General features: G+C 62.7%; 13 protein-coding genes. 7 read left to right on the top strand and 6 right to left on the bottom strand.

All coding sequences use genetic code 11. The annotated features are described in order from the left end of the window. Nucleotides 1-201 precede the first annotated feature (201 nt). Nucleotides 202-1,119: a GntR family transcriptional regulator gene (locus tag M1D78_RS10790; protein WP_437419265.1), complete on the top strand. Its 918-nt coding sequence runs from the start codon at nt 202-204 to the stop codon at nt 1,117-1,119. A 3-nt stretch (nt 1,120-1,122) separates the two neighbouring features. Here M1D78_RS10790 and M1D78_RS10785 read toward each other — a convergent pair whose 3' ends face one another. The 6 genes from M1D78_RS10785 to M1D78_RS10760 form a co-directional block, all read right to left on the bottom strand. Continuing rightward, on the bottom strand, nt 1,123-2,175 hold the full coding sequence (locus M1D78_RS10785; protein ID WP_437419266.1) for an AbrB family transcriptional regulator: 1,053 nt from the start codon (nt 2,173-2,175) through the stop codon (nt 1,123-1,125). A 61-nt stretch (nt 2,176-2,236) separates the two neighbouring features. Beyond that, nucleotides 2,237-4,930, bottom strand: coding sequence for an aconitate hydratase AcnA (gene acnA / locus M1D78_RS10780; RefSeq protein WP_437419267.1), 2,694 nt, complete (start codon nt 4,928-4,930; stop codon nt 2,237-2,239). A gap of 122 nt (nt 4,931-5,052) precedes the next feature. After that, nucleotides 5,053-5,949 (bottom strand): LysR family transcriptional regulator, encoded by an 897-nt coding sequence (locus tag M1D78_RS10775; RefSeq protein ID WP_437419268.1) that lies wholly within the window; start codon nt 5,947-5,949, stop codon nt 5,053-5,055. Then, nucleotides 5,949-6,584, bottom strand: coding sequence for a 3-oxo-tetronate 4-phosphate decarboxylase (gene otnC / locus M1D78_RS10770; protein ID WP_437419269.1), 636 nt, complete (start codon nt 6,582-6,584; stop codon nt 5,949-5,951). Before otnC ends, M1D78_RS10775 begins: the two co-directional genes overlap by 1 nt. Next, a complete protein-coding gene (gene otnK / locus M1D78_RS10765; protein WP_437419270.1) occupies nt 6,581-7,849 on the bottom strand; it encodes a 3-oxo-tetronate kinase in 1,269 nt (422 codons plus the stop codon). The genes otnC and otnK overlap by 4 nt, the downstream gene beginning before the upstream one ends. Nucleotides 7,850-7,954: 105 nt before the next feature. Then, on the bottom strand, nt 7,955-9,025 hold the full coding sequence (locus tag M1D78_RS10760; protein WP_437419271.1) for an isocitrate/isopropylmalate dehydrogenase family protein: 1,071 nt from the start codon (nt 9,023-9,025) through the stop codon (nt 7,955-7,957). 251 nt (nt 9,026-9,276) lie between these two features. Here M1D78_RS10760 and rraA point away from each other — a divergent pair, with 251 nt between their 5' ends. The 6 genes from rraA to M1D78_RS10730 all read left to right on the top strand — a co-directional run bounded on the left by rraA (nt 9,277) and on the right by M1D78_RS10730 (nt 13,129). Next, complete coding sequence (gene rraA, locus M1D78_RS10755) at nt 9,277-9,747, top strand: ribonuclease E activity regulator RraA (RefSeq protein WP_437419272.1); 471 nt, start codon at nt 9,277-9,279, stop codon at nt 9,745-9,747. Between the two features lie 59 nt (nt 9,748-9,806). Next, nucleotides 9,807-10,502 (top strand): aspartate/glutamate racemase family protein, encoded by a 696-nt coding sequence (locus M1D78_RS10750; protein WP_437419273.1) that lies wholly within the window; start codon nt 9,807-9,809, stop codon nt 10,500-10,502. A 45-nt stretch (nt 10,503-10,547) separates the two neighbouring features. Further along, nucleotides 10,548-10,733, top strand: coding sequence for a tautomerase family protein (locus M1D78_RS10745; RefSeq protein WP_457932740.1), 186 nt, complete (start codon nt 10,548-10,550; stop codon nt 10,731-10,733). A 164-nt stretch (nt 10,734-10,897) separates the two neighbouring features. Further along, a complete protein-coding gene (locus M1D78_RS10740) occupies nt 10,898-11,782 on the top strand; it encodes a LysR family transcriptional regulator (protein WP_437419274.1) in 885 nt (294 codons plus the stop codon). 129 nt (nt 11,783-11,911) lie between these two features. After that, on the top strand, nt 11,912-12,064 hold the full coding sequence (locus M1D78_RS10735) for a hypothetical protein (protein WP_437419275.1): 153 nt from the start codon (nt 11,912-11,914) through the stop codon (nt 12,062-12,064). Nucleotides 12,065-12,076: 12 nt separating this feature from the next. Continuing rightward, nucleotides 12,077-13,129, top strand: coding sequence for a lactonase family protein (locus M1D78_RS10730; protein ID WP_437419276.1), 1,053 nt, complete (start codon nt 12,077-12,079; stop codon nt 13,127-13,129). The last annotated feature ends 47 nt before the right edge of the window (nt 13,130-13,176 follow it).

The following is a 13,176-nucleotide window of genomic DNA, read 5'->3' as shown; positions in this document are numbered from 1 at the left end:
ATTGCCCCGGTTCGTTTAGCTCCTCTGCCACCCGTTTGGGTGGCCTTTTTATTGGTGCGGCTTATAGTTCCGAACCAGTCGGGTTGAGATTTTCGATGTTCAAAAAAACGATTTTGACTATAGTTGCCCGAGCGGCGAAAAACATCTAAATAGCCCCGATTTTCCCTGTGAAGTGAACGCAATATGCCTGCAAGCCCGTTAGTGCAACGGATCGTTTTCGATATTAAACGTAAGATCCAAGTCGGCGAATTAAAGATCGGTGCGCACCTGAGCGCGCAGAAGGTCGCGGACGAATTCCACGTCTCACGATCGCCTGCGCGTGAGGCGCTGATGGAGCTGGCCGATATGGGCTGCCTGGAGCAGTTTCCCAACCGCGGCTTCTTTGTTATCGCGCTGCCTCAGGACTCGGCCGAGAACCCGGACGAGGTCATCCCGCTGGAGGAGCCGTCCGAGTACTACAGGCTTTCCGAGGACTGGCTCAATGATGAGATCCCGGCGGAAGTCACCGAAAAGTTCCTACGCGACCGCTACGGCCTGACCAAATTCCAGGTGGTGGACATCCTAAATCGAGCGGCCAAGGTTGGCTGGGCCGAGCCTAAGCCAGGCTACGGCTGGCGCTTCCTCGATGTCGCTAAGACGCCCGAAACCCTTGAGCAGATTTACAAAGTCCGTGCACTCATCGAGCCGGCGGGCCTGCTGGAGCCGGGCTTTACCTGTGACCTTGGCGTTCTGCGCAGGCTGAGGAAAGAGCAACAGGAAATCCTCGCCGGCGGCATCGATACCATGCCGGCCGACGTACTGCTACGTGCGGGCATTCGTTTGCATGAAGAGCTGATCAAGCTATCCGGCAATGCTGTCTTTCACATGATGCTGGTGCAGATGAACAATATGCGCCGGCTGCTCGAGTACCGCTCGATGATCGACCGCAAGCGCCTGGTGCAGCAGTGTACCGAGCACCTTCAGATGATCGAGCTGGTTGAAGCTGGCAACAACCTCGAAGCCGCACACCTGATGAAGAAGCATCTCTCCGGCGCTTTCGCCAGAAAGTCGCCAATCCTTAGATTGCGCGCCTCTAGTAGCGCATCGGGCGCTGTGAGGACGCTGAGCGAGGCGGTGTAGCGGCTATTTCGCTTCCTGCCGTTCACGTCGGCCGGACCAGCGTCTGTACAGTGGCTCTGCCGCGAGCATGACCACCACCAGGCGAGTGATCTGCATCGCCGTGACCAGGCCAACGCCGAGATGCAGGGCTTCGGCAGTCAAGTACATCTCGGTGCTGCTGCCCGGCATCATCCCTAGCGACAGTGTCGGCGCCGGCAACGTGACGAGCCGCGCCACGACCCAGGCGAGGGCGGCGGTGCTGCCGATCATTGCGAGGGTGAACAGCAGCGCACGCAGCAGGAAGGCCGGCGCGCTGTGAAAGAAATTCCGGTCGAAATGCACGCCCAGTGCGCAGCCAATCATCAACTGGCCGTAGTGGCTGAGCGCCTCCGGCAAGGCGAGTTGCAGGTCGAAGCTTGCGGTCAGCGCGGCGCACAGGCCGATCGGCCCGAACATCCACGGATTCGGCAGGCCGATTCGCTTACCCAGCCAGGCCACCAGCACACCGCCGGCCAGCATCGGCGTCAGCCAGCGCCAGTCTATATCCGGCCGGACATGGTTGGTCATCGGCTCCACACCACCGAGCCAGAAGGCGAGCGCCGGCACACAGAGCACGATGACAGTCAAACGGACGCTATGCGCAGCCGCGACCCGGCTGACATCGGCGCCATTGTCTTCGGCCAGGCGCACCATCTCGGCGAAATTCGCCGGCATGAACGCGAAATAGGCGGTGCCCAGATCCATGCCCAGCCGGCGGATCAGGGCGATGCCGGCAACTGCCAGCAGGAAGGTGAGAACAGCGGCGCTCACGATCAGGACAAAGTGGGCGCTGACCTCGGCGAATATTGTCTGGGTGAAGTGCAGGCCGATGGCCGTGGCGATGATGAGCTGGCCTGACATCCGACCATGAGGTACTTCCTGCACCCGCCAGCCGATGCAGCGCACCACGGTAACCGCTAGCAACGAGCCGATGATCCAGGGCAGCGGCCAATGTGCAGCGCTCGCCAGCAATGCACCCAGGGTGCCCACCAGTGGTGTCGCCCACCACTGGTGAAGGCCGCTTGAACGCGCCGTCAAAGGCCACCCCGCATGGGTGGCTGTAGCGCAAGGGCAGCCGAGACGGCAATCAAGGGCATGCTTAGCCTTGGTTCCCGGTCCGTGAGATAGCCTTGCGTACCACGTAGGGCAGGATGCCACCCTGGCGCAGGTAGAGCAGTTCCTGCTGCGAATCGATCGGCAGCACGAGCTGGGCCTGGCGGGTGCGACCGTCGCGGCCGGTCAGCTGCAGCTCGATCGGGTTGCGGCCGACCTCAACCCGGTCGAGGCCGACCAGTGTCACGCGTTCCGAACCGTCGAGCGCCAATTGTTCGAGCGATTCGCCCGGCGCGAACTGAATCGGGAACACGCCCATGCCGATCAGGTTGCTGCGGTGGATGCGTTCAAAACTGCGCGCGATCACGGCTTTCACGCCTAGCGTCGCCTGCGCCTTGGCGGCCCAGTCTCGGCTGGAGCCAGCACCGTAATTGAAGCCGGCGAACACCACCAGCGGCGTGCCGGCGGCCACGTGGCTTAGCGCTGCGTCGTAGACGCGCTGGACCTGGCCGTCGTGGTTGTAGGCCCAGCCACCTTCGCCGGGTTGCGTCTCGAGCAGCAGGTTGCGCACCGCGCGGTTGACGAAGGCGCCGCGCATCATCACCTCGTGGTTGCTGCGGCGCGTCGAGTACTGGTTCAGGTCTTCAGGCGCTTCGCCGTGCTCGATCAGCCATTGCCCGGCCTGGCTGGCGAGCGGGATGGCGCTGGCCGGCGAGATGTGGTCAGTGGTGACGTTGTCGCCCAATGCCAGCAGCACGCGCGCGTTTTCGACGGCGAGTGATTGTGGTGCCTCGGCATTCACGCCTTGCAGGTAGACCGGCCGGCGCAGGTAGGTCGAAGTTGGCGACCAGGGGAAGCGCATGCTGCCGGAGGCGGAAAGCGCCTGCCAGTGGTGCGTGCCGTCCCAGAGTGTCGCGTTGCGCTCGCGGAAAAGCTCGGGGCGCACGGTCTCACCGACCAGTGCACGGATCTCATCTTCATCTGGCATCAGTTCGTGCAGGTAGATGTCGTGCCCATCGGCGTCCTTGCCCAGCGGTTGCTGTTGCAGATCGGTGTCGATAGTGCCGGCGATGGCATAAGCGACCACCAACGCGGGTGAGGCGAGGTAGCCGATCTGCACTTTCGGGTTCACCCGGCCCTCGAAGTTGCGGTTGCCGGACAGAACGACCACCGTCTGCAGCCCCTGGTCGGCGAAGGCTTCCATGTGGGATTCGAGCTGGCCGGAGTTGCCGATGCAGGTCATGCAACCGAAGCCGGCGAGGTCAAAGCCGAGCGCGGCAAACTCTTCGAGCAAGCCAGCTTTGCCTAGGTAGTCTGCGACCACCCGCGAGCCGGGCGAGAGCGAGGTTTTCACCCAAGGTTTGGGCAACAGCCCGCGGCGCCGCGCGTTGCGGGCGAAAAGACCGGCCTGAATCATCTGGCTCGGGTTGGCCGTGTTGGTGCAGCTGGTGATCGCCGCAATAGAGATGGCGCCATGCGTCAGCGGTTGGCCGAACGAGGGTTCCAGGTATTCGTCTGGTGCCTGCGGGGCGCTGGTGGCGATCAGACTGGCGCGCTTGTCGAGCACCTCTTCATGGAAGGATTTTGCCGCCTCGCCCAGTGGGCGCCACTGGTGCGGCTGGTGCGGGCCGGCCACGCTCGGCTCGATCTGCGCGAGGTCGATCGGGATCACTTCGGTGAAGACGGGCTCTGCGGCATCGTCGCGGCGCCACAGCTGTTGCACATCAAGATAGGCCCGCATGCGCGCCAGTTGCTCCTCGGTGCGGCCGGTCAGCTGCATGTATTCGTAGGTGACGTCATCGAAGGGGAAGAACACCACCGTTGCGCCGTATTCCGGCGCCATGTTCGACAGGGTGCCGCGCGCTGCCCAACTCAGCGCGGACAGACCGGGCCCGCAGAATTCGACGAACTTGCCGACCACGCCGCGTTCACGCAGAAGGCGGGTGACCCACAAGGCCAGGTCGGTGGCGGTCACGCCCGGGCGCAGCGCGTTAGTCAGGCGTAGGCCGATAACCTCGGGAAAACCGATCGGCACCGGCTCGCCCAGCATCGCTGCCTGGCCTTCGAGGCCGCCGACCCCCCAGCCGAGCACGCCAACGGCGTTGATCATCGGCGTGTGGCTGTCGGTCGCGACCATGTCGTCGGGATGCAGCAGCGCCCGGCCATCAGTCGTTTGGCTTTCCCAGACCACAGTGGCCAGAGATTCCATATTCACTTGGTGGATGATGCCGGTGCCTGGCGGAACCACCTTGAAATTGTCCAGGCTCTGCTGCGCCCATTTGATGAAGCGGTAGCGCTCGCTGTTGCGGCGGAAATCGATGTCCAGGTTGGCGTCGACTGCATCGGGGCTGGCGTAGCGCTCGACGATCACCGAATGGTCGATGGTCAGCACGGCCGGGATGGTCGGGTTGACCAGGCTCGGGTCGCCGCCCAGCTCGGCCACCATGTCGCGCATGCCGGCGAAGTCGGCCAACGCGGGCAAGCAGGTGGTGTCGTGGAACATCAGCCGGTTCGGGTAGAAGGGCACCTCGCAACCACTGCTGCGCCCGGCGGCGCAATCCAGCACCTCGGGCAGCGCCGACGGCGAGCAGCGTGCGACGTTCTCGATCAACAGGCGGATCGAGTAGGGCAGGCGCTGCAGATCGCTAACCGGCATTACTTTCAGTAGGTCGACATAGGCGTAACGGACTTGGCCGATCTGCAGGTGGTTTTCGAAGCGGGAATCGAGAGGCGTCTTCATCGGCTTGGCTACTTCTGGTTTGTTCAGCGTGCGCCGTTCGGAAACGGCTTGGATTGATTGCGAATGGTAGGCAGCCAGAGAACGGCTGAAAATTGAACAATTGGTAATGGTGCGTTCTCCATTCAAGAATGGTCGACGCTCAAGTGATCGACAAACGCGCGGGTGGTCGGGTCCAGCGCGGCGAAGCTGCGGGCGACCATAAACAGGCGCCGGTCGGCCCAGCTTTCATCCACCGTCAACGCCCGCAGGCGGAACTGACGCAAGTAGGGACGCAGTACGCCGCGCGGGATAAAGCCGATGCCGAGGTTGGTCGAGACCATTCGGCACAGGCTGTCGAAACTGCTGACGCGGATGCGCTGCTTGATCTCGCCGCCAAGCAGGCGCGCCTGTTCACTGAGCAGTCGATGTACCGAGCTTTCAGGGTGCGGGGCGATGAATTCGTAGGTCAGGGCTTCGGCGAAACTGATTGCATCGCGCGCAGCCAATGGGTGGTCTTCGGCGACCGCAATGACCATCTCGTCGATACGGTAGAGTGCCGTCTCAAGCCCGAGTGCTGGGGTGTGCTCCCCGACGATGCCAAGATCGGCGCGACCTTCGGATACAGCGCGCACCACTTTCGCACCGGAGCGCTCTTCAACGTCGAAGCGCACCTGCGGGTAGGCATCGAGGAAGCCAGCAATATCCAGCGTCAGTTGTTGGGCGAGCGCTGAGGTAATGGCGTGCAGGCGGATGTGGCCCTTGATTCCGGCGCCGTATTCCCCAAGCTCCAGCTCCATCCGTTTGAGGGTGTCGAGCATCTGCTGGGCGTAGTGGCGCAGTGACTGGCCGGCAGGGGTAAGCTGCATACCGCGCGCATTCCGAATGAACAGCGGCGAACCAACCTTTTCCTCCAGCTCGCTGACGCGCTTGCTGATCGCCGAGGTTGCCAGGTGACAGCGCGGGCCGGCGCGGGTGACGCTGCCGAGCTCGGCCACCGCGAGAAAGATCTCCAGGCTCAGCAGGTCATAGCGCATCGGCATCAGCGCTGGGGAAACCGGCGCTGCAGGTCAGCGATCTGTTCGGGCGTTAGTGTCCTGAACTTGTGCTGGAAGATCAGCAGGAACAGTTGCGCCGTCGCTTCCAGCTCCTCTGTGATATCCACCGCCGCGTGCAGGTCGGAGCCGGCGCACACCGGGCCGTGATGCGCAAGGAGCATCGCATGATGCTTGCCGGAAAATGCCCTGACCGCATTGGCCAGCTCCGGATCGCCCGGCGCGTAGTAGGGCACCAGTGGCAGCTTGCCGACGCGCATCGCGTAGTAGGCGGTGATGGCTGGCAGCAGGTCGTCGGGGTCGAGCCCGTCGAGTACCGAGACAGCTACCGAATGTGTCGAGTGCAGGTGCACTACGGCGCCGCTGGAGGGCCGCTCCTCGTACATGGCCAGATGCAGCAGCGCCTCTTTGGAGGGCTTGTCGCCGCTGATGTGGCGGCCGTCCCAGTCGAGTTTCGAAATCCGAGCCGGGTCCAGGCGGCCCAGCGACGAGCCGGTCGGGGTGACGAGCCAGCCGTTGTCCAGCCGCACGCTGATATTGCCGGTGCCGCCGTGCGTCAGCCCACGGTCGTACATCGACTTGCCGAGGAGGGCGATTTCGTCCCGCTGTTTGTTCTCGTTCATCGCACCTGCCCCAATGCTTTTTCGAAGAAGTCGAGGCTGCCGAAATTGCCGGACTTGAGCGCCAGGGCCACCGGCACCTCGCGCACGCCCAGCGTCCAGGGCACGCCCGGGTCGATCGGCGCACCGATGCGCAGGGCCTCGACGCCGAGCGCCTTGACCACTGCGCCGGACGTCTCGCCTCCGGCCACGACGAACTGGCGCACGCCCAGCTCGTCGAGCCCGACAGCAATGCGCGACAGCGCCTCTTCGACCAACAGGCCCGCCGCTTCAACGCCGAGGCGTTCTTGTGCGGCCTTCACCTGATCAGGACGGGCGCTGCCATAGATCAGCACCGGACCTTCTGCGACACGCTCGCGGGCCCAGGCCAGGGCTTCGCTGACCTGGTCGCAGCCTTCGGCGAGCCGCAGCGGATCGAGCGGGAAGCTCGGCCGGCTACGTTGCCAATGCTCGATCTGGTCGTTGGTGGCGACCGAACAGCTGCCGGACAGCACCGCGCTGTAGCCGCCTACCGGCGGCAGTTCGGCCGCGCTGTGGCTCGTCTGTAGCAGGCCGGCGCGCGCGAAGTTCTCCGGCAAGCCGATGGCCACACCGGAGCCGCCGGTGATCAGCAGGTGATCGGCCGCGGCCTCACCGATGACGTTGAGGTTGGCGTTGTCGATTGCATCGACGATGACGTAGCCCTTGCCCTCGCGTTTTGCGGATTCGAATTCGTCGCGAATGGCCGCTGCGCCTTGCGCCACGACCGGGTAGGGCACCAGGCCAACCTTTCGCTTGGTCTGGCTGCCCAGTACGTGGATCAGGTTGGCGTCAGTCATCGGCGTCAGCGGATGGTGGCGCATACCCGACTCGCTGAGCAGCACGTCGCCGACGAAGAGATGGCCCTGGTAGATGGTCCGTTTGTTTTCCGGGAAGGCGGGGCAGGCCAGGGCGAAGTCGATGCCCAGCGCATCCATCAGCGCGTCGGCCACCGGCCCGATGTTGCCTTCAGCGGTGGAATCGAAGGTCGAGCAGTATTTGAAGAAGAACTGCCGGCAGCCGGCGGCACGCAGCCACTCAAGCGCGGCGAGCGATTCCTGCACAGCCTGGTCTTTCGGTTGGGTGCGCGATTTCAGCGCGACGACGACGGCGTCGACATCTGCCGGAATCGGACCCTCGGGCACGCCGATCACCTGGATCGTGCGCATGCCGCCGCGCACCAGCATGCTGGCGAGATCGGTGCCGCCGGTGAAGTCGTCGGCGATGCAACCCAGCAATAGTTGGCTCACTGCTCTCTCCTTTACCTCGGATCGAGCGCGGGGCGCTGGATGAGGCATTGTTGTTCTTTGAGATTTGGTTCGCATGGGCGCCGTGGGGGCACGGCGCCCATCGGGTCAGCCGCGCAGGACGTCCGCGACAGCCTTTCCGAAGGCCTTGCAGCCGAGCTTGCCGCCAAGGTCGGCGGTGCGCTGCTCGGGGTTTTCCAGCACTGCATCGACGGCCTTGTCCATCGCCGCGGCGGCTTCGACCAGCGCCGGGTTGCTGTGGTGCTCACCCATCCACTGCAGCAGCATCGCTACCGAAAGGATCATCGAGACCGGGTTGGCCTTGTCCTGTCCGGCGATGTCCGGTGCCGAACCGTGCTGGGCCTGCGCGCAGCAATGGGTGTCGCTGGCCATCATGGAACCGGCGAGGCCCAGGCTCCCCGACAGCTCGCTGGCCAGGTCACTGATGATATCGCCGTAGAAGTTGGTCGCGACGAGCACGTCGAAACGCTCCGGCGAACGCACCAGGTGCGCCGTGGAGGCATCGACGAGCAGGTCGTCCAGCTGTACGTCCGGGAAGTCCTTGGCGACATGGCGCACGGCTTCGAGGAACAGGCCGTCGGTCATGTGGAAACTGTTGGCCTTGTGAATCGCGGTAACTTTCTTCTTGCGTTTGCTGGCCAGTTCAAAGGCGCGGCGGGCGATGCGCTCGCTGCAATGACGGGTGATTTTGCGGGTGGACAGCGCCATGTCCGGCGTGGGCATCACTTCGCCCCAGCCGCGGGTCATGTTGCGATCCGGGTAAAAGCCTTCAGTGGCTTCGCGCATGATCACCAGATCCATGCTCTTGCCTTCCTTCATGTTCGACGTCAGGAAGGGGCGGGTGCGGGCCGGGCGCACGTTGGCGTAGAGGTCCAGGCCGATGCGGAAGCCAGCGGAGACGTTGCGACCGCCTTGTTCCGGTGCCGGATAGTCGGCGTGCGACTGGGTGCCGAGGATGATGCCGTCGTAGGTCTTGGCCTTCTCGAGCGTTTCCTGGCGCAGCGTGGTGCCGTGTTTGTCCAGGCTGGCGAAGCCCACGTCGTCGTAGTCGAAGCTCAGGCCAAGTTTGTATTTTTCATCGGCTGCCTTCAGCACCGTCATCGAGGACTCGACGATCTCAGGGCCGATGCCGTCGCCGGGAAGTACCAGAATCCGCATTTGCGCTCTCCTAATCATTGTTGTTTGTAATCGAGAATAGCCGCTACGCTGCCTGGAGCTGCACGCAATCGTAGCGAAAAACCATCTGCCTGGGTTTCCGATCGACCGGGCAAGCTAACGGATCGCTTTAAGATTGAGCGACCTGACCAAGCGCAGGTATCGACCGTCCCCTCGACATATTGAATTTTATTGCACGAAAAACCAATTCATGCAAGTTTAGATCGTCATTTATAAGGCTGAGGTGGAACACCATGACGATCAAGACAACCGACCTGTGCGACGAGCATGGCGACAGGGTCCGTGTGTTGGCGCCGCTCTTTGCGGACCTTGGCGGGCGTAGCGAAATGACCGGTCCGGCCGTGACCGTTAAATGTTTCGAAGACAACTCACGTATTAAAGAGCTCAGCCTCGAGCCGGGCGAGGGGCGGATTCTCGTGGTTGACGGCGGTGGAAGTGATCGTTGCGCGCTGCTGGGCGATGTGATCGCGGTCGATCTGGTGAAAAATGGCTGGGCCGGCGCGCTTATCTATGGCTATGTGCGCGACAAGGCCGTGCTGCGCGACCTGCCGATCGCGATCAAGGCACTGGGTGCCTCGCCGCGCAAGTCGATCAAGCGCGACGAGGGGCAGGTAGGCGTGCCAGTGACCTTCGCCGGGCAGATGATTGTTCCCGGTGATCGTCTTTATGGCGATGACGACGGCGTGATCATCCTTGATGTTTGAGCCACGCTCGGGGTCTCGCCGTCCCGCAGCCTGATAACAACTGAACGGAGGTACTAGGCGTGGCCCAATCCAAACGCGTCTTCTTGATCCATGCGGTCTCGGTGGCAATGGAGCCGATCCACGGCGCCTTTCAGCGTCTTTGGCCTGAATCCACAACATTCAATTTGCTGGATGACTCGCTCTCACTGGACTTGGAAGCCGCCGGCGCGCTGACACCAGCCCTGTCCGGTCGGCTGCTCGACCTGGCCCGCTATGCCGAGTCGGCCGGCGCCGATGCCATCCTCTTCACCTGCTCGGCTTATGGTGATGCCATCGACGTCTGCCGCGAGCAGTTGTCGATCCCAGTGATGCGCCCGAGCGAGGCGATGGTTGCGGAGGCCCTAAAACAGGGCAGCCGAATAGCAGTGTTGGCCACGTTCGAGCCGGCGATCGCCGCGATGCGTGACGAGTTTCAGGCGATGGCCGCGGCGCAGGGTCGCAGCGTAGAGATTCAGCCCTACATCTGTGCCGAGGCGATGGTGGCGTTGCGCGCGGGTGAAGTGGCCAAGCATGACCAGCTGATCGCGACAATGGCGGCTCAGGTCTGCGACGCCGATGTGCTGTGCTTCGCCCAATTCTCCATGACCTCTGCAGCCGAGGCGGCGCGCGGTGCCACCCGGCAACCGGTGCTGACCACTCCAGACAGTGCCGTGCTCAAGCTGCGGCAGATGCTTGCGGGGCCGCCTGCTCAACAGGCGCTCGACACATTACGGTAATTACTCTCGCCGCCCACGAGCGGCAATCATCAAGGAAGCAAAACCATGCCGGAAATTGTCGTTTACGCCGTCGCAGGACGGACCCATGAGCAGAAAAAGATGCTGATGCAAAAGATCACCGAGGCGGTCATCGACAGCTTCGACGTGCCGCGTGAGCGAGTGGTGGTACAGATCGTCGAATCCGATCCGAACAACAAATCTCGTGGCGGCGTGCTGTATAGCGAGCGCTGAGCGAACCGGCCCGACGTCGAGGTACGCCGCTCTTTGCATGGAAGGCAGACCGGCGTGAAGGCCCCGCCCCGCATCGGCATACGACAAGAGCTGTCTCGTCGGTACAGGCGTCGGGCGCCACGATGCGATGACTTGTCGGCCGGCCCGACCCTGGAGCGATCCGAATGCGCTACGACCTCTTCACCCTGAACGTTTTTGTCGCTGTCGCCGAAGAACGCAACCTCACCCGCGCGGCCGAGCGCATGCATATTGCAGTGTCGGCCGTGAGCAAGCGCATTTCGGAACTTGAGCAGCAGGTTGGCTCGCCGCTGTTGCTGCGCTATGCGCGAGGTGTCGAGCTCACGCCGGCCGGGCAGTCGATCTTGCATTACACGCGTGAGCTGAGGATGGTGCTTGGGCAAATGGACGAGGAATTGGCCAGCTATGCCGCTGGGGTCAAGGGCCATATCCGCATCCACGCGATCACCTCCGTCCTGACGCAGTTCCTGCCCGCCGATCTGGAGCGGTTTCTCGGCAGCTATCCGCAGATCAACTTCGACATCGAGGAGCGCGTCGGCTCTGCTGTCGTGCGCGCCGTGACTGAAGGCCGAGCCGATCTCGGCATCTTTGCCGAGCACACCCAGGCGCCCGGGTTGGAAGTCAGGCCCTATCGGCAGGACCAATTGGTAGTGGTCAGCGCACAGGGGCACGAAGTGGCGGGGCTATCGAGCATTTCTTTCCGTGACGTGTTGGAGCATGAGTTCATTGGCCCGCACCTGGACAGCTCGCTCTATACGCTGTTCTCGAATCAGCAAGCCGAGCTCGGAATGACCATGCGAGTCAGGGTTCGGGTCAGCAGCTTCGAGTGCATGTGCCGCCTGGTGGCGGCGAACATAGGGGTCGCCATTTTGCCCAAGGCGGCGATCACTCAGTACCTGCGACCGTTCAAATTGAAGATGACCGTGCTCGACGAAGCCTGGGCGAAGCGGATGCTGGTGGTCGGGGTGCGGAGCATGGACCTGCTGACACCTACGGTGCGAACCTTGGTGGAGCATCTCGGCACTCGTTGAGCTGTCACTAAGCGTTCTCCGTCGGAGAACGCCCGTTGTCGAATCGCCAATTTTCCCCCTCTGACCATGGCTCTAGGATGAAAGCGAATCCGGGAGGCACGTCAGGCAGCGCTTTGAAGATGCCGGCGCTTGACCATCACGTTCCTTTGGCCGTTGGCGGCTCTGCGCCGCGCGCCTGACGCCTTCCAGATGGCCGTCGCAAGGTTTGCACCGAATGGTTCTGTCGGTCAGGCAGCTCTCATTATTCGTGAAGCCGGCCTTGCGATCTACACCCATGCCTGATCGGAAACTTCGATGTACGCATATGTTGGAAGCCGCACGACGCGTGAACGCAATGCACGTGGTGAAGGGCTGAGCGTTTTCCACTTCGATGACCAGCGCGGCGTGCTGACGCCTGTGCAGGTTGTCGAGGGACTGGTCAATCCGTCCTATCTGACGCTCAACGGCAAGGGCGACATGCTCTATTGCGTGCATGGTGATCGCTTCGAGGTCAGCGCTTTTCGTGTCGACAAGGCGACCGGACGGATCGTCTTTCTCAATCGCCAGGACACACAAGGCAAGAACCCGGTACACCTGGCGCTCGATCCGGACGAGCGTCACCTGATCGTCTCCAACCATATCGGTGCGAGCCTAGCGGTGCTGCCGATCGAGGAAGACGGCAGTCTGGGCTCGCTGAAGCAACTCGTGCAGCTGGATGGCGAGCCAGGACCTCATCGGATTGAGCAGCCGCATGCGAAGCCGCACTTCAATTTATTCGATCACTCGGGGCGCCATGTACTGGTGCCCGACAAAGGCCTGGATACGATTTTCTGCTTTCGCTATGAAGCCGGCGCTCTGTCCACGACGGCGGTTACCTCGGTAAAGGCCCGCGAGGCGGCGGGCCCGCGGCATATGGCGTTTCGCCCGCAAGGGGACATGGCGTACGTCATTAACGAGTTGGATAACACGGTAGCCGCCTATGGCTACGACACGCAGACAGGGGTGCTGAGCCCCAGGCAGGTGTTGTCCACCCTGCCTGACAGCTACACGGGCAACAGCCGTGCGTCGGGCATACAGGTCGATGCGCAAGGGCGCTTCCTTTACGCCTCGAACCGCGGTTTCGACAGCATCGCGGTGTTCGCCATCGATCTGCAAACAGGGCTGCTCAGTTTTGTCGCAGCCATACCCAGCCAAGGAAAAACGCCACGCTATTTCACACTCAGCCCCGATGGGCGCTACCTGTTTGCGCTCAACGAGGACAGCGATTCGATCGTCACCTTCGCTGTTGATCACCAACTCGGCCTGCTCGAGGCAACGGGCGAGCAGGTAACCACAGGTAGTCCCGTTTGCATGATCTTTTCAGCCTGAAATCAGATAACAACAAGACGGTCCGCGTTTAGGTGACCGGGTGAGGC

It is taken from the genome of Pseudomonas sp. SA195 (genome assembly GCF_054131565.1).
This window is presented reverse-complemented; position numbering and strand designations above follow the sequence as displayed.